The organism is Bacillus cereus group sp. MYBK195-1, from assembly GCF_051916605.1.
GTDB classification, from domain to species: Bacteria; Bacillota; Bacilli; order Bacillales; family Bacillaceae_G; genus Bacillus_A; species Bacillus_A cereus.
In genome coordinates this window covers 185,669-201,046 of the sequence record NZ_JBQAGZ010000005.1, presented here as the reverse complement: position 1 = coordinate 201,046, position 15,378 = coordinate 185,669, and the positions used below count along the sequence as shown (strand labels likewise).

Below are 15,378 nucleotides of genomic sequence, written 5' to 3'. Positions count from 1 at the left end.
TTTTTCTATTTATTAGAAACCGTATTTCTTGTTTCCAGAAAAAAATGGTACAATATCCGATAGAATGGAATTTTACATCAAACGAGACTGAACCCGCAGCGGAGTGGAGGTTTATACATATGCCGAAAGTAAGGACAAAAGATTTAATTGAACAATTTCAATTGGAGTTAATCAGTGGTGAAGAAGGTATTCATCGTCCAATTGATACAAGTGATTTATCACGACCTGGAATTGAAATGGCAGGATTTTTTACATACTATCCAGCAGATCGTGTGCAGCTTCTTGGTAAAACGGAGCTTACTTTCTTTGACACGTTAACGTCAGAGCAAAAACAAGAGAGAATGAAAGCGCTTTGTACTGAGGAGACGCCATGTATTATTGTAACTCGCAATCAAGATGTACCAGATGAGTTATTACAAGCATCACGTGAATCAGGTATGCCTTTATTACGTTCTTCTCAAACGACAACGAGATTATCAAGTCGTTTAACAAACTATTTAGAAGGTAAGTTAGCACCAACAACAGCTGTTCATGGTGTGTTAGTAGATATTTACGGCGTTGGTGTTTTAATTACAGGTCAAAGTGGTGTTGGTAAAAGTGAGACAGCTCTTGAGCTTGTAAAGCGTGGTCACCGTCTTGTTGCGGATGATAGTGTAGAAATTCGTCAAGAAGATGAAGATATGTTAGTCGGAAGTTCACCAGATTTAATTGAGCATTTATTAGAAATTCGTGGTCTAGGTATTATTAACGTTATGACGTTATTCGGTGCAGGGGCAGTGCGAAATTATAAGCGTATTACACTTGTTATTAATCTTGAAATTTGGGATCAAAAGAAAAATTACGATCGCTTAGGTCTTGATGAAGAGAAGATGAAGATTATTGATACAGAACTTACGAAGATTACACTTCCAGTTCGTCCTGGTCGAAACTTGGCTGTTATTATTGAAGTAGCAGCGATGAACTTCCGTTTGAAACGTATGGGAGTCAATGCAGCACAGCAGTTCTCTGAACGATTAATGAGTGCAATTGAGTTAGGAAATCAGGAGTAAACTTTGGAGAGGGAGGTCATATACATATGCTGTTAGCTTCTGTACCACAGCTTGACCGTGTAGCTATCCAACTTGGGCCGTTTCCTGTGTATTGGTACGGGATTATTATCGGTACAGGTGTGCTATTAGGTCTTTGGCTGGCAACTCGCGAGGGAGAAAGGCTAGGTATTCCAAAAGATACATTTGTTGACCTTGTATTAATTGCAGTACCGATCGCTATTCTTTTTGCGAGAATGTACTATGTTATTTTTGAATGGGAATATTACGCACAAAATCCGAGTCAAATTATTAATATTCGTCAAGGTGGTTTGGCGATTCATGGTGGTTTAATCGGAGCTGTTATTACCGGAATTCTTTTTGCGAAGCGACGCGGGGTTTCCTTCTGGAAGTTGGCTGATATTGCTGCACCAAGTATTTTACTAGGACAAGCAATTGGCCGATGGGGAAACTTTATGAACCAAGAGGCGCATGGTGATGAAGTAACGAGACAGTTTTTAGAAGGTCTTCATTTACCAGACTTCATTATTAATCAAATGTATATTGAGGGTGTGTACTATCATCCGACGTTTTTATATGAATCATTATGGAATTTTGCAGGTGTAATTTTACTACTTGCATTAAGAAAAGTGAATTTACGTCGCGGGGAGTTATTCTTCACATATTTAATTTGGTATTCAGTAGGACGCTTCTTCGTAGAAGGCTTACGTACAGATAGTTTAATGCTAGGACCACTTCGTATTGCACAAGTAATGTCAATTGGACTTGTTGTTATTTCTATTATTTTCATTATTGTGAGACGAAAAATGGGGCAAGCTGATAAAAGATATTTAGAAAATTAGAGACAAGTAGCATCTTATTATAAGATGCTGCTTCTTTCATATTCAGGAAGGCGAAAGGACTAAGGCGATGAGAATAAATACCGTGTTATTTGATTTAGATGGAACTTTAATTAATACAAATGAACTTATTATTTCTTCGTTTTTACATACTTTAAATACATATTATCCAAATCAATATAAGCGTGAAGATGTGTTGCCATTTATCGGTCCATCTTTGCATGATACTTTCAGCAAGATTGATGAAAGTAAGGTTGAAGAGATGATTACTAGCTATCGCAAATTTAACCATGATCATCATGATGAATTAGTAGAAGAATATGAAACTGTATATGAAACAGTTCGAGAGTTGAAGAAGCAAGGTTATAAAGTTGGTATTGTTACAACGAAAGCGAGACAAACCGTTGAGATGGGATTACAGTTGTCAAAGCTTGATGAATTTTTTGATGTTGTCGTGACAATTGATGATGTAGAGCATGTGAAACCACATCCGGAGCCACTTCAAAAAGCGCTTGAAATATTAGATGCAAAACCAGAAGAGGCATTGATGGTTGGGGATAATCATCATGATATTGTCGGTGGTCAAAATGCGGGGACGAAAACAGCTGCGGTTTCATGGACGTTGAAAGGTAGAGCGTATTTAGAGGCTTACAAGCCGGACTTTATGCTAGATAAAATGAGTGATTTGCTACCGATTTTGTCTAATATGAACCGTTCATAAAGGTCCAAGTAAGTTAGTAGAGGAGCGAGCTAAGTGCGACGGACAACGCGCTATCCTGTTTCAGGAGAAAATTCGTTATGGAATGTGTATAAAACAGTGTCTTTTTGGAAGGTAATGAAAAACTTTATTATTATCCAAATTGCGCGTTACACGCCATTTTTATCCGTAAAAAATTGGTTGTACCGTACTTTTTTACGGATGAAAGTAGGAAAGAAAACATCATTTGCGCTTATGGTAATGCCGGATATTATGTTCCCAGAAAAGATAACTGTGGGAGAGAATTCGATTATTGGCTATAACACAACGCTTTTAGCACATGAATATTTAATTCGTGAATATCGACTTGGCGAAATCGTCATTGGAAATGAAGTAATGATTGGAGCGAATGTAACAATATTACCAGGTGTAAAAATTGGAGACGGTGCGACTGTCTCAGCTGGCACACTTGTTCATAGAGATGTACCGAGCGGTGCTTTCGTAGGTGGAAATCCAATGCGTATTATTTATACGAAAGAGCAAATGACCGCAAGAGAAGGTTCATGGTGAAAATGTAACATTTCTCCTCTTTTTTTATGAATAAAAAGGAAATAATTGAGTATAATATACTGTTTTGTTTTTTACGGAATCGTTTATACTTATAGATAGAAGAATGTGTGAACGAAGAAAACAAAAAACTGGAGGATATATGGGGAAAAATCAAAGGATATATAAGGAGAACGGACAAGTTATCTCTTTTAATCAATTAGCGGACTTCTTTTATAAAAAAGGGATGAGAGCTTACAAAGGACAAAAATTGCAAGATGCAATTAAATATTTTCGAAGAGCGGCACAAAGTGAGAAGGAGCCGTTTATTTTATGTCAATTAGCATCAGTATTATCTGAGGCTGGTGAATATCAAGAATCGAATCAAATCTTCTTAAAGTTAGTTAGATCTAATCCAGAACTTGAACAGTGCTATTATTTTATTGCAAATAATTATGCATATATGGGGTTATTTCAACAGGCGAAGAAATATGCAGATCGTTATTTAGAAGTTGCAAAAGAGAAGGAATTCGTAGAAGATACATTAGAACTTCTTGAGATTATGGAAGAAGAAGCAATGGGTGCGGAAGAGATTGAAGATGAAGATGATTTAATTGTTATGCAGGAAGAAGCGAATCGCTATATTCGTAATGGACAATTGGAAGAAGCAATTGCTACATTAGAAATTGTTACGAAAGATTATCCGGAATTTTGGTCAGGTCATAATAATTTAGCCATTGCACATTTTCAATCTGGTAATGTAGACAAAGCACTGAAGTTAACAGAAATGATTTTAGAGAAAAACCCTGGTAATATACATGCGCTTTGTAATACGCTTATTTTTCTATATTCAATTGGAGAGCATAAACAAGTAGAGGCATTAGCGGGACAGCTAGTTTCGGTATATCCGATTTCATTTGAACATCGTTTGAAACTGGGAACTACACTCGCAACAATTGGTTATTTCGAGCATGCATATAAGTGGTTCAAACTATTAAAGCGTCAAGGATATGAGGGAGACGTTAGTTTTTATTATTGGTTTGCATATTCTGCGTATATGGTGAAAGACCAGCAACTAGCTGAAAAAATGTGGCAATATGTCGTGGAATTACATCCTGATAAAAAGGGAAAAGAACCGTGGAATGCGCTGAATTTAGCAGATGAAGGGCAAAATGTGTTATTTGAAGAATTACGAAAATCATTTCAGCAAAGTGCGACGCTAGAAGAACAAATGCTAGCTTTATATTTAATGAATGAATTGTCAACGCCGGAGAAGGTTGGATTCTTCTTTGATATAACGCAAGCGAGGAACGGTGTTCCCATCGTATCGCAACTTGCAAAGTACTTCTTTTTACTTAATAGTCATAAGAGTATTCCAGCTGATTTACAGCAATTTGAGCAGTGCGCGAGAATTGCGGATGCATTATACAATTATACGAAAAAAGATGATGAATTAATCGAAGAGTGTTTACACTTTTGGTTTTGTACGTTCATACGTTTATATACATCTGGAGACATATTTACAAATGTGTACGGCTGGTCAGCTGCGATTGAATACATTGTACGCGGCGAACAAGGAAATAAAATGACACAGTCGGAGCTTGGAGATGTATATAATGTATCTGTAGCGACTGTCCGAAAGTATGTGCAAGCTGTTAAGCGTACGCACACATAAGATAAGCAAATCATTGGGAAAAAAATGATGCTAACAGTATAATGAGGGTAACTTAATTGTGTAGGAATGGATAGGAGTGAATAGTGTGTCAGAAGAAAAAATTTATGATGTCGTTATTATTGGTGCAGGACCAGCTGGTATGACAGCTGCAGTATATACATCTCGTGCAAATTTAAGCACATTAATGCTTGAGCGAGGTATTCCAGGTGGCCAAATGGCAAACACGGAAGATGTAGAAAACTACCCAGGTTATGAGTCTATTTTAGGACCAGATTTATCAAATAAAATGTTTGAGCATGCGAAGAAATTTGGTGCTGAATATGCATACGGTGATGTGAAAAAAGTCATCGATGGTAAAGAATACAAAACAATTATTGCTGGTAAAAAAGAATATAAAGCACGTGCAATTATCGTTGCAAGCGGTGCAGAGTATAAAAAAATTGGTGTACCGGGTGAAACAGAACTTGGCGGCCGCGGTGTATCATATTGTGCAGTATGTGACGGAGCATTCTTTAAAGGAAAAGAGCTTATCGTAATTGGTGGCGGAGATTCTGCTGTTGAAGAGGGTGTGTTCTTAACACGCTTCGCATCAAAAGTAACGATCGTTCACCGTCGTGACACGCTTCGTGCACAGAAAATTTTACAAGACCGTGCTTTCCAAAACGAAAAAGTAGATTTCATTTGGAATCACACTATAAAAGAAATCAACGAAGCAAGTGGTAAAGTAGGAAGTGTAACACTTGTGGACGTAAATAGTGGAGAAGAGAAAGAAGTCAAAACTGACGGCGTATTTGTATACATCGGTATGTTACCTTTATCAAAACCATTTGTTGAACTAGGTATTACAAATGAAAATGGTTACCTTGAAACGAACGAGCGTATGGAAACGAAAATCCCTGGTATTTTCGCAGCTGGTGATGTTCGTGAAAAAATGCTTCGTCAAATTGTAACTGCAACAGGTGACGGTAGTATTGCAGCGCAAAGTGCACAACATTACGTAGAAGAATTATTAGAGGAATTAAAAACTGTATCAGAAAAATAAGGGATAATATACCTTGTGAGAAGAAAGCTACCGACAGGAGCTTTCTTCTTTTTTTGTGTGAAAATGTCAAAGTTTTGTCAAAAAATATAAGGATTATAAGCTTTCTTATTGATATACTGGACTTTACGGAAAAAATCACTATAAGAAATGAGGAATTTATTCAGTATGGAATGGCGTAATATATATCGTGGATTTTGTATGGGCGTTAGTGATTTAATTCCTGGTGTGAGCGGCGGTACAATCGCTGTTGTGTTAGGGATTTATGAACAATTGCTTGCGGCAATTAGTGGATTCTTTAGTCGTGAATGGAAAAAACATTTAGGATTTTTAATTCCCCTTGCAGCTGGTGTGGCAGCGGCATTTTTAACGTTAAGTCACGTTATTAAATATTTACTTGCAAATCATTATGAACCGACTCAATTTTTCTTCCTCGGTTTAATTATTAGTATATTACCGATGTTAATGAGGGAAGCTGATGCAAAGTCGTCGTTTAAAGGTAAGCACATCGTTTTATTAATAGTTGCAGCAATTCTTGTTGCGATTACAGCTTTCTTTAAACCAGATAAGGCAGCAGATCCGATTACGACGTTAACAATTTTAAATGCAATTGGTTTATTTTTCGCAGGATGGATGGCTAGTATGGCCATGCTGCTTCCTGGGATTAGTGGATCGTTTATTTTATTAATTATTGGTGTGTATCCAACAGCAATTAACGCTTTAACTACACTTAATTTACCTTTAATCGTGGTTATCGGTGCTGGTGTTATGGTTGGATTTGTTGTAAGTAGTAAAGGCATTAGTTTTTTATTAGATCGTTATAAAAGTATGACATTTGCGGCAATTATTGGACTTGTAATCGGTTCGATTGTAATTGTATTCCCTGGGATTCCGACTGGTGGATTTTCAATTATAAGTTCAATCATTACCTTTATTTTAGGATTTGCGATTGTTACTTATTTCGGTAAGAAATAAGGGCTTTAATCCCCTTGGCGATAAAAATCGTTAAGGGGATTTTTCATGCTATTCATTAAAAGTCTAAGCATTTACATTGCTTGTTATAGAAAGCTTTTTTAAAATTGCTGAGTAGCATATGCTTAGCGAAAGAGGACTGGCTCCTTCGTTGTAGCAAACTGTTTTTGATAGTATAATGAAAGAAGTATGCAGTGAGGAATTTTACTGCAAGTAGCTGAGGTGAAGAAACATGCAAAGAGTGACAAACTGTGTGTTAATTAGAGATAATGAAGTACTCTTACTCCAAAAACCTCGCCGGAATTGGTGGGTTGCACCAGGCGGGAAAATGGAGCGTGGTGAGACTGTAAGAGATTCCGTTGTTCGCGAATATCGCGAAGAAACAGGTATTTATTTGAAAAACCCAGCGTTAAAGGGGGTCTTCACCTTTGTCATCCAAGAAGGTGATAAAGTTGTTTCTGAATGGATGATGTTCTCCTTTTTAGCGACAGATTTTGCAGGAGAAAACAAACTAGAGAGCGAAGAAGGCATCATTGGTTGGCATACATTTGATAAAATTGATGATTTAGCAATGGCGCCAGGAGATTATCACATTATTGATTATTTAATTAAAGGAAATGGCATAATCTACGGTACATTTGTATATACCCCAGATTTTGAGTTGCTTTCATATCGATTAGATCCGAGTTAAACCGTCAAGGAGAGGATACGATGACAGAGAATAATGATATAAAAATGGTAATTATTACAGGGATGTCTGGAGCTGGAAAAACAGTAGCTTTACAAAGTTTTGAAGATTTAGGATATTTTTGTGTAGATAATTTACCACCGATGTTATTGCCAAAGTTTATTGAGCTTATGGCGGATTCAAAAGGGAAAATGAATAAAGTGGCACTTGGTATTGATTTACGTGGCCGCGAGTTTTTCGAACATTTATGGGGAGCACTTGATGATTTATCAGAACGTACATGGATTATTCCTCATATTTTATTTTTAGATGCGAAAGATAGTACGCTTGTAACTCGTTATAAAGAAACGAGACGTTCGCATCCACTTGCACCAACTGGTTTGCCATTAAAGGGAATCGAAGCAGAGCGCAATTTATTAACAGATATGAAGGCACGAGCGAATATTGTGCTTGATACATCGGATTTAAAACCAAAAGAATTACGTGAAAAAATTGTTCACTTGTTCTCAACAGAAACTGAGCAAGCATTTCGTGTAAATGTTATGTCATTTGGATTTAAGTACGGTATTCCAATTGATGCAGATTTAGTATTTGATGTTCGTTTTTTACCAAATCCATATTACATTCCACACATGAAGCCATTAACAGGACTAGATGAAGAAGTTTCTTCGTATGTACTGAAATTTAATGAGACACATAAGTTTTTAGAGAAGTTGACGGATCTGATTACTTTCATGCTGCCTCATTATAAAAGAGAAGGCAAAAGTCAACTTGTAATTGCAATTGGATGTACAGGTGGACAGCATCGTTCTGTTACGCTTACAGAATACCTTGGGAAACATTTGAAACCAGAGTATAGTGTTCATGTATCTCATCGTGATGTGGAGAAGAGAAAGGGCCATTAAGGGATGAAAAAAGAGAGAAAGCCTAAAATTGTCATCATGGGAGGCGGAACTGGACTCTCTGTTTTATTAAGAGGATTAAAGCAATATCCTGTTGATATTACAGCAGTTGTTACAATCGCTGATGATGGTGGTAGTTCGGGTAGATTACGTGATGAGCTAGAAATTCCACCTCCAGGTGACATCCGTAACGTACTTGTTGCGTTATCGGATGTAGAGCCACTGGTGGAAGCTTTATTTCAGCACCGTTTCACAACAGGAGACGGACTGAAAGGTCATGCGTTAGGAAATCTATTGTTGGCAGGTATGACCTCGATTACAGGCGACTTTTTCCATGCAATTACAGAAACAAGTAAAGTATTAAATGTCAGAGGACGTGTATTACCAGCAGCGAATCAAAGTGCGGTACTTCATGCGGAACTTGAAGATGGAGAAATTGTAACAGGTGAATCAAAGATTCCTTATTACGGAAAGAAGATTAATCGCGTCTTTTTAACTCCAGAAGATGTAGAGCCATTGCATGAAACGTTGGCTGAGATTAAACGAGCTGATTTACTTGTTTTCGGCCCAGGAAGTTTGTATACGAGTATATTACCCAATTTAGTTGTTAACAAAATTGGAGACGCTGTTCTTGCTGCAAAGGCGAAGAAGGTATATGTATGTAACGTTATGACACAAGCGGGTGAAACGATGGGATATACTGCTTTTGATCATGTGCAGGCGTTACACGATCATTTAGGGCAACCATTTATCAATACTGCAATTGTAAATAACCGTGAGATTCCTTGTGAATTACGTAAGTTATATGATGAAGAAATGTCTACACCAGTTGTAGTGGATGAAGAACGTTTTGTTGAAAATAATATTGATGTTATTCAAGAGGGATTAGCGAAGTATGATGATCATGTTGTAAGGCATGATACGTTAAAGTTAGCTTCGATTTTATATTCATTGTTATAAATATGCGTTGCCTCGTTTGAGGTAGCGCTCCTCATTCATATAGGACAAGAATTTTGTTCCGCAATAATCGTATAAGGAGGTGTTGACTGTGTCATTTGCATCAGAAACAAAGAAAGAGTTGACGAATCTTGAGATGAAGGAATGCTGTGAGAAAGCAGAATTATCAGCGCTACTTCGAATGAACGGGTCGCTTTCTTTTTCAAACCGTCGTCTATCTATCGATATTCAAACGGAAAATGCGGCAATTGCAAGAAGGATTTATACGCTTTTGAAAAAAGGATATGACGTGACGGTAGAATTACTTGTTCGTAAAAAAATGCGATTGAAGAAAAATAATGTATATATTGTGCGGCTTGTTGAGAAGTCTCGCGAAATATTAGCTGATCTTCATATTGTTCGAGATGACTTTTCATTTATTCGAAATATATCACAAGAATTGATTGAGAAGAAGTGTTGTAAACGATCGTATTTACGCGGAGCATTTTTAGCAGGTGGTTCAGTAAATAACCCAGAAACATCATCTTATCATTTAGAAATCTTTTCGTTATATAAGGAACATAATGATGCTATATGTGAACTGATGAACGGATTTGATTTAAATAGTAAGACGCTGGAGAGAAGAAAAGGGTACATTACGTATTTGAAAGAAGCAGAAAAAATTACAGAGTTTTTAAATATTATAGGTGCTCATAATGCACTTTTAAGATTTGAAGATATTCGAATCGTACGTGATATGCGTAATTCTGTAAATCGTTTAGTGAACTGCGAAACAGCTAATTTAAATAAAACAATTGGTGCAGCACTAAGGCAGATTGAAAATATTCGTTACATTGATGAGACAGTTGGTCTTGATATATTGCCGGATAAACTACAAGAGATTGCACAATTACGAAGAGATTATCAAGATGTAACATTGAAAGAGTTAGGTGAGATGGTATCCGGGGGGAAGATTAGTAAGTCGGGTATTAATCATCGTTTGCGTAAAATCGATGAAATTGCAGAGAAATTACGCGCGGGGGAAACGGTAGCAAAAAAATAAGAGGTTAAAGGGGAAATGGAGCTGTGGTTCAAAAAAGAGTTCAAGTTTCATTAAAAAACGGTTTACAAGCACGTCCGGCTGCGTTGTTTGTACAAGAGGCAAATCGCTTTCATGCAGATATCTTCATCGAGAAAGATGGAAAGACAGTAAATGCAAAGAGCATAATGGGGATTATGAGCTTAGCAATTGGAACTGGAAGCATGATAACAATTACAACAGAAGGTTCAGATGCAGAAGAGGCTTTAGAAGCATTAGCTGCATATGTACAATAAAAAGCTATCGCGTATATGCGATAGCTTTTTTGTTGTCTGTGCGAATTAGCGAGGAGGGGTATTTAAGGGGTACGTGCTTGTCGAGAATTGTCGGTAAGTCGATAAGTTGTGTCGAAACGTCGATATATTAGAATAATCGCCGATATAATCGGAGTTACGGTCGATATATTTGAAAAATCGCTGATATATTTAGAGAGATACTGGATGGGGTATGTGAGCGGGGAACAATATATAAAAGAAGCGCCCAATTATGGGGCGCTTCCACTTTTAGTTGTATCCAGCTCCAGCGACCTGCGATTCTAAACGAGCCGCTTTCGCTTTTAGTATATCCAGCTCCATCGGCTAGAATCTCCGGTCGCTTCGCCCTGCGATTCTGAACGAGCCGCTTTCGCTTTAAATTAATTAACGATTTGTAAAGATTTTATCGATTAAACCGTATTCTAAAGCTTTTTCTGCTGTCATGAAGTTGTCGCGGTCTGTGTCGCGTTGTAGTACTTCAAGTGGTTGACCAGTGCGGTCAGCAAGAATTTGGTTTAGTTTTTCACGTAAGAATAGGATACGTTTTGCAGCGATTTCGATTTCAGTCGCTTGACCTTGTGCTCCTCCAAGTGGTTGGTGAATCATTACTTCACTGTTTGGAAGTGCATAACGTTTTCCTTTTTCACCTGCTGCAAGTAAGAATGCACCCATAGATGCTGCCATACCGATACAGATTGTTGATACTTGTGGCTTAATAAACTGCATTGTATCATAGATTGCCATACCTGCTGTGATAGAACCACCAGGGCTGTTGATGTAGATGTGAATATCTTTTTCTGGATCTTGAGATTCCAAGAATAAAAGCTGGGAAACGATTGAGTTAGCTACGTTGTCATCAATTGCACTACCAAGCATAATGATGCGGTCTTTTAATAGTCGAGAGTAAATATCGTAAGCGCGTTCTCCACGATTTGTTTGTTCAATTACTGTAGGAATTAAATTCATCTGTTATTTCCTCCTTATAAAGCTTTCTTAGTCTTATAATACAATTATGGTCAATAAAGGTCAAACGAAACCACTTTAAATCAAAAAAATATGTAGTTGTACCATGAAATATTCGCTATGTTTTCGAAATTCCCTGCTTATGTATCTTCAACATCATAACCGAATTACATAAATTTAAACGTTATAAAAACTGGAGAAAAAAGAAAAGAACGCCTTTTAACTGAAGCGTTCTTTCGATAATTAGTCTTTTAAAAGATAGGTTACTTTATTTAAAATCTTTTCGATTTGTTTCGCGTTTTTACTATACATTTCGCTTGCTGATTTCGACTTTGTTTCTAGGGAAAATAGTTCAAGATCAGCATGACATTTTTTTAAAGATGCTAATAATAAAGGTTTGTTTTGAGGAGAAGGCATTTGGAGTTTGTCATTGTAAATGTCGATAGTAAGTTGTCCGTATGAATCCACTTGACCGAGGAAGACATTTTCAATAACAACACCGAGTTTTTCTAATTCTGAATGTAGCCAAGCGCGGTTATGTCCGCTTGCTGAAAGAGGTTCATCTAGTATATTTCCATCCATAATAACAGTTTGTGGTTCTTTCTCGTTTGGTACTTTTAAACCGATGTCTTTTGCTGTAAGTGGCTGGGAATCTTTCTTTAATAATACATTTAATTCTCCGCTCGGTTCTAAGACAGCAAATTCGACTTCAGCTACGCTGAACGCACTTTTTCCACGGAGAAGTTCCAGTAATTCGTCACTCGTATATTTTTCTTTCTTTAAGTTATCTTCGAGTATCTTTCCGTCTTTTATTAATACGGTAGATTTCCCTTCAAAGAAGTCCCGAGCTGTTTTGTTCTTTAAAGAGAGGATTCCTGTTAAAAAAGGTACCACAGCGAAAATGAGTATCGCAAAGACGCCGTGAAAAAATTTTGAATCGAGCCCTGTAGATACTTGGGCAGCGATGTCACCAATCGTCATTCCGGCTATGTATTCAAAAAAGGAAAGCTGAGAGATTTGTCTTTTGCCTAACCATTTCGTAATAGCGAATAAAATAATTAATATGAATACAGAGCGAAGAATGACAAGTGTCCATTCCGGCAGGTGAGACATAGTCGTTTCCTCCAGTCTACTTAAAACCCTTTATATTGAGGTTCTTCACGTTCTAATACTGAAATTCTATCCTTTAAATCAGCGATGACGCTGTCCATTTCTAACATACATTCATGAAATACGCGTTTTGATTCTTCGTCTTGTGAATTTAATGAAAGGGAGCTTAAACTTGCTTGAGCGCCCCTTACACTAGCAAGGCAAGTTTTTACGCTAGCGATAACAGTCATATAAACACCTCTTATCCTTTCGGTTTGAATAACAATGCTCCAATGAAGCCGAAAATAATAGCCGCTGATACACCGGCGCTCGTTACTTTAAACATGCCGGTAATAACGCCAACGATGCCATGTTTTGCAGCTTCTTCCATTGCGCCATGAACGAGGGCATTACCAAAGCTTGTAATAGGTACAGTTGCCCCGGCTCCAGCGAAATCAATTAATGGCTCATACAAATTAAATCCATCTAATATAGCTCCAGCAACAACGAGTGTTGCCATTGTATGAGCAGGTGTTAGTTTGCCGACATCAAACATAAGTTGGCCGATTACACATATGAGTCCGCCAATGACGAAAGCCCAGAAAAAAATCATTGCGTTGCACCTCCAAATTCAATCGAAACGGCGTGAGCGATACACGGAATCGTTTCTTCTTGTTGGAATGTAAGTGGAGATAGTAAAGCGCCTGTCGCAACGACAAGTATTTTTTTGAACTCTCCTCTTTTCATTCGGTTTAATAAATGACCGTACACGACTGTTGCGGAACATCCAGGTCCGCTAGCACCAGCTATGACAGGTTGTCCTTCTCTATAAATGATAATTCCGCAATCTTGAAATTGTTCGCTCGTTACTTTCGTTCCGTGTTTATGTAGTAAGTCATAAGCAATTTCGCGTCCTACATGTCCGAGATCGCCTGTTACGATTAAATCGTAGTAAGAGGCATCAATTTGACGTTCACGTAAATGGGCTTCAATTGTATCAACTGCAGCTGGAGCCATTGCGCCTCCCATATTAAACGGATCCGTTAATCCCATATCAACCACTCGGCCGATTGTTGCAGAGGTTACTCTTGGACCGTGTCCAGTATCGCTTAAAATAGCGGCTCCTGCTCCGGTTACTGTCCACTGTGCAGTAGGCGGCTTTTGTCCACCGTATTCGGTAGGGTAGCGGAACTGTTTTTCTACAGCTGTATTATGGCTTGAAGCTCCAGTTAATAAATATTTTGCACCTTTTGCATTTACGATACTTGCCCCAAGTGCTAAACCTTCCATAGAAGTAGAGCAAGCCCCGAATAATCCGAGATAAGGAGTCCCAAGTGTGCGGCAAGCAAAGCTTGTTGGAGTAATTTGATTAATTAAATCTCCTGCGAGTACGAATTGAATATCATCTTTACGAAGCTCTGCTTTTTCAGTAGCGCGACTACAAGCTTCTTCGAATAAAATCTTATGTGCTTTTTCATAGGAATCTTGTCCGAGCCATAAATCTTCATGAAGGATATCGAAGTCTTCTGGGATGTTCCCCTTTGCTTCAAATGGTCCACCGACAACCCCTGTTGAGATAATGACTGGTTTGTTTTCAAATACCCACGTTCGGTGTCCTTGTAACATTTATAGCCCTCCCCATTGAACGAGAATAGTTTTAATAAGCGCGATGACGAAAGCGGAAAATACACCAAATAAAATAACAGAACCAGCTAGTTTAAACATATTGCCGCCAACGCCAAGGACAAATCCTTCCGTTCGATGCTCAATACATGCGGCAATAACAGAGTTACCAAATCCAGTAACAGGTACAGCTGTACCAGCACCGGCAAACTGTCCAAAACGATCGTATATACCAAATCCAGTTAGTAACATGGAGATGAAAATGAGAGTTGCGACTGTTGGATTGCCTGCTGAGCGTTCAGTGAAATCAAAATATGTGATGTAAAAAGTAGAAATGAGTTGTCCGATGAAGCAAATAAAACCACCGACGAAAAAGGCTTTTATACAATTTTTTAAGACAGGTCGTTTCGGTTCGCGTTCTTGTTCGAATTTTTTATACTCCTGTTGTACAGGGGTTAAGTTTTTATCTTTACTAGACATTGCAATCCTTCCTTTTCTTTTAAAAAGCGTTAAGTGTTAGACTCCATTTTTTTACCAATGAATTTTAATTGTTTATTAATTTCATCTTTAGATACTTCTTTTTCCTTAATTTTTCTTTCGAGTTTTTCGAGTAACATAAAGATTTTTTTATCTGTACTGACACGAACATCGAAAGTAGGGTGCTCATCACTTAGTTGCTTTTGAAGTTTGCTGCGCAGCGGCTTTAATCCAAACCTTTCGTGATGCTCAGGTGTAACTGCTATGTAGAGATCTAAATTTGAATTCACTGCTGTGCTTTTTATAATTTCATCCATAGCGAGAGCTCTTTTCTTCGCTCCTTGTGATATAGATTGATTAAAGGATTCCGTACTCGTCTTTGTTAACTTTGGACCTTTTTCTTTCTCCGTTCGTTTTGCTTCTTCTTTCACTTTTTTATCTAAAGGACTATTATCACATCCGGTAAAAGAGCTAAATAGAAGTGCAAATAATGCGGTTATGAGGCCGAGTTTTCGCATAATTATCATTCCATT

The 15,378-nt window shown here is 37.7% G+C and carries 19 protein-coding genes; 12 read left to right on the top strand and 7 right to left on the bottom strand.

The features are described 5' to 3' along the window. Positions 1-119: 119 nt before the first annotated feature. The 12 genes from hprK (at position 120) to ACTFRY_RS20990 (ending at position 10,675) form a co-directional block, all read left to right on the top strand. Positions 120-1,049, top strand: a complete 930-nt coding sequence (gene hprK / locus ACTFRY_RS21045; protein ID WP_001127250.1) for an HPr(Ser) kinase/phosphatase — start codon at positions 120-122, stop codon at positions 1,047-1,049. A gap of 26 nt (positions 1,050-1,075) precedes the next feature. Then, on the top strand, positions 1,076-1,888 hold the full coding sequence (gene lgt, locus ACTFRY_RS21040) for a prolipoprotein diacylglyceryl transferase (RefSeq protein WP_000922848.1): 813 nt from the start codon (positions 1,076-1,078) through the stop codon (positions 1,886-1,888). Between the two features lie 67 nt (positions 1,889-1,955). Beyond that, complete coding sequence (gene ppaX / locus ACTFRY_RS21035; RefSeq protein ID WP_033667189.1) at positions 1,956-2,606, top strand: pyrophosphatase PpaX; 651 nt, start codon at positions 1,956-1,958, stop codon at positions 2,604-2,606. Between the two features lie 33 nt (positions 2,607-2,639). Beyond that, positions 2,640-3,152, top strand: a complete 513-nt coding sequence (locus ACTFRY_RS21030) for an acyltransferase (RefSeq protein WP_001255070.1) — start codon at positions 2,640-2,642, stop codon at positions 3,150-3,152. Between the two features lie 139 nt (positions 3,153-3,291). After that, positions 3,292-4,803 (top strand): tetratricopeptide repeat protein, encoded by a 1,512-nt coding sequence (locus tag ACTFRY_RS21025; RefSeq protein WP_098616243.1) that lies wholly within the window; start codon positions 3,292-3,294, stop codon positions 4,801-4,803. 85 nt (positions 4,804-4,888) lie between these two features. Then, positions 4,889-5,845, top strand: a complete 957-nt coding sequence (trxB, locus tag ACTFRY_RS21020; protein ID WP_001288079.1) for a thioredoxin-disulfide reductase — start codon at positions 4,889-4,891, stop codon at positions 5,843-5,845. A gap of 165 nt (positions 5,846-6,010) precedes the next feature. Next, the gene (locus ACTFRY_RS21015) at positions 6,011-6,817 is read left to right on the top strand and encodes a DUF368 domain-containing protein (protein ID WP_000455196.1); all 807 of its coding nucleotides are present in this window, start codon (positions 6,011-6,013) and stop codon (positions 6,815-6,817) included. 229 nt (positions 6,818-7,046) lie between these two features. Beyond that, positions 7,047-7,505, top strand: a complete 459-nt coding sequence (locus tag ACTFRY_RS21010; protein WP_001190080.1) for an NUDIX hydrolase — start codon at positions 7,047-7,049, stop codon at positions 7,503-7,505. 20 nt (positions 7,506-7,525) lie between these two features. Then, positions 7,526-8,407 carry an RNase adapter RapZ gene (gene rapZ, locus ACTFRY_RS21005; protein WP_000138459.1) on the top strand — a complete coding sequence of 294 codons (882 nt, stop codon included), beginning with the start codon at positions 7,526-7,528 and terminating at the stop codon, positions 8,405-8,407. A gap of 3 nt (positions 8,408-8,410) precedes the next feature. Next, entirely contained in the window at positions 8,411-9,364 is a 954-nt protein-coding gene (locus ACTFRY_RS21000; RefSeq protein WP_000712186.1) for a gluconeogenesis factor YvcK family protein, read from the top strand. Between the two features lie 88 nt (positions 9,365-9,452). Further along, complete coding sequence (whiA, locus tag ACTFRY_RS20995; RefSeq protein WP_000006560.1) at positions 9,453-10,403, top strand: DNA-binding protein WhiA; 951 nt, start codon at positions 9,453-9,455, stop codon at positions 10,401-10,403. A 23-nt stretch (positions 10,404-10,426) separates the two neighbouring features. Next, on the top strand, positions 10,427-10,675 hold the full coding sequence (locus ACTFRY_RS20990; protein ID WP_000250307.1) for an HPr family phosphocarrier protein: 249 nt from the start codon (positions 10,427-10,429) through the stop codon (positions 10,673-10,675). Positions 10,676-11,077: 402 nt separating this feature from the next. Here ACTFRY_RS20990 and clpP read toward each other — a convergent pair whose 3' ends face one another. The 7 genes from clpP to ACTFRY_RS20955 form a co-directional block, all read right to left on the bottom strand. After that, positions 11,078-11,659, bottom strand: coding sequence for an ATP-dependent Clp endopeptidase proteolytic subunit ClpP (clpP, locus tag ACTFRY_RS20985; RefSeq protein ID WP_001049162.1), 582 nt, complete (start codon positions 11,657-11,659; stop codon positions 11,078-11,080). Between the two features lie 240 nt (positions 11,660-11,899). Beyond that, positions 11,900-12,769, bottom strand: coding sequence for a DUF421 domain-containing protein (locus ACTFRY_RS20980; protein WP_016118878.1), 870 nt, complete (start codon positions 12,767-12,769; stop codon positions 11,900-11,902). Between the two features lie 20 nt (positions 12,770-12,789). Further along, entirely contained in the window at positions 12,790-12,996 is a 207-nt protein-coding gene (locus ACTFRY_RS20975) for a DUF1657 domain-containing protein (protein WP_000215909.1), read from the bottom strand. Positions 12,997-13,007: 11 nt separating this feature from the next. Next, complete coding sequence (gene spoVAE, locus ACTFRY_RS20970; protein ID WP_000575919.1) at positions 13,008-13,358, bottom strand: stage V sporulation protein AE; 351 nt, start codon at positions 13,356-13,358, stop codon at positions 13,008-13,010. After that, positions 13,355-14,371 carry a stage V sporulation protein AD gene (spoVAD, locus tag ACTFRY_RS20965; protein ID WP_000938972.1) on the bottom strand — a complete coding sequence of 339 codons (1,017 nt, stop codon included), beginning with the start codon at positions 14,369-14,371 and terminating at the stop codon, positions 13,355-13,357. The genes spoVAE and spoVAD overlap by 4 nt, the downstream gene beginning before the upstream one ends. Further along, on the bottom strand, positions 14,372-14,848 hold the full coding sequence (spoVAC, locus tag ACTFRY_RS20960; RefSeq protein WP_000095399.1) for a stage V sporulation protein AC: 477 nt from the start codon (positions 14,846-14,848) through the stop codon (positions 14,372-14,374). A gap of 29 nt (positions 14,849-14,877) precedes the next feature. Beyond that, complete coding sequence (locus ACTFRY_RS20955) at positions 14,878-15,363, bottom strand: YhcN/YlaJ family sporulation lipoprotein (protein WP_001228546.1); 486 nt, start codon at positions 15,361-15,363, stop codon at positions 14,878-14,880. Positions 15,364-15,378: the final 15 nt, after the last annotated feature.

Bases quoted from the DNA above. Each gene is read 5' to 3' on its own strand.
- hprK (WP_001127250.1), top strand. From the start codon at position 120: ATGCCGAAAGTAAGGACAAAAGATTTAATTGAACAATTTCAATTGGAG.
- lgt (WP_000922848.1), top strand. From the start codon at position 1,076: ATGCTGTTAGCTTCTGTACCACAGCTTGACCGTGTAGCTATCCAACTT.
- ppaX (WP_033667189.1), top strand. From the start codon at position 1,956: ATGAGAATAAATACCGTGTTATTTGATTTAGATGGAACTTTAATTAAT.
- ACTFRY_RS21025 (WP_098616243.1), top strand. From the start codon at position 3,292: ATGGGGAAAAATCAAAGGATATATAAGGAGAACGGACAAGTTATCTCT.
- ACTFRY_RS21015 (WP_000455196.1), top strand. From the start codon at position 6,011: ATGGAATGGCGTAATATATATCGTGGATTTTGTATGGGCGTTAGTGAT.
- ACTFRY_RS21010 (WP_001190080.1), top strand. From the start codon at position 7,047: ATGCAAAGAGTGACAAACTGTGTGTTAATTAGAGATAATGAAGTACTC.
- rapZ (WP_000138459.1), top strand. From the start codon at position 7,526: ATGACAGAGAATAATGATATAAAAATGGTAATTATTACAGGGATGTCT.
- ACTFRY_RS21000 (WP_000712186.1), top strand. From the start codon at position 8,411: ATGAAAAAAGAGAGAAAGCCTAAAATTGTCATCATGGGAGGCGGAACT.
- clpP (WP_001049162.1), bottom strand. From the start codon at position 11,659: ATGAATTTAATTCCTACAGTAATTGAACAAACAAATCGTGGAGAACGC.
- ACTFRY_RS20980 (WP_016118878.1), bottom strand. From the start codon at position 12,769: ATGTCTCACCTGCCGGAATGGACACTTGTCATTCTTCGCTCTGTATTC.
- ACTFRY_RS20975 (WP_000215909.1), bottom strand. From the start codon at position 12,996: ATGACTGTTATCGCTAGCGTAAAAACTTGCCTTGCTAGTGTAAGGGGC.
- spoVAE (WP_000575919.1), bottom strand. From the start codon at position 13,358: ATGATTTTTTTCTGGGCTTTCGTCATTGGCGGACTCATATGTGTAATC.
- spoVAD (WP_000938972.1), bottom strand. From the start codon at position 14,371: ATGTTACAAGGACACCGAACGTGGGTATTTGAAAACAAACCAGTCATT.
- spoVAC (WP_000095399.1), bottom strand. From the start codon at position 14,848: ATGTCTAGTAAAGATAAAAACTTAACCCCTGTACAACAGGAGTATAAA.
- ACTFRY_RS20955 (WP_001228546.1), bottom strand. From the start codon at position 15,363: ATGCGAAAACTCGGCCTCATAACCGCATTATTTGCACTTCTATTTAGC.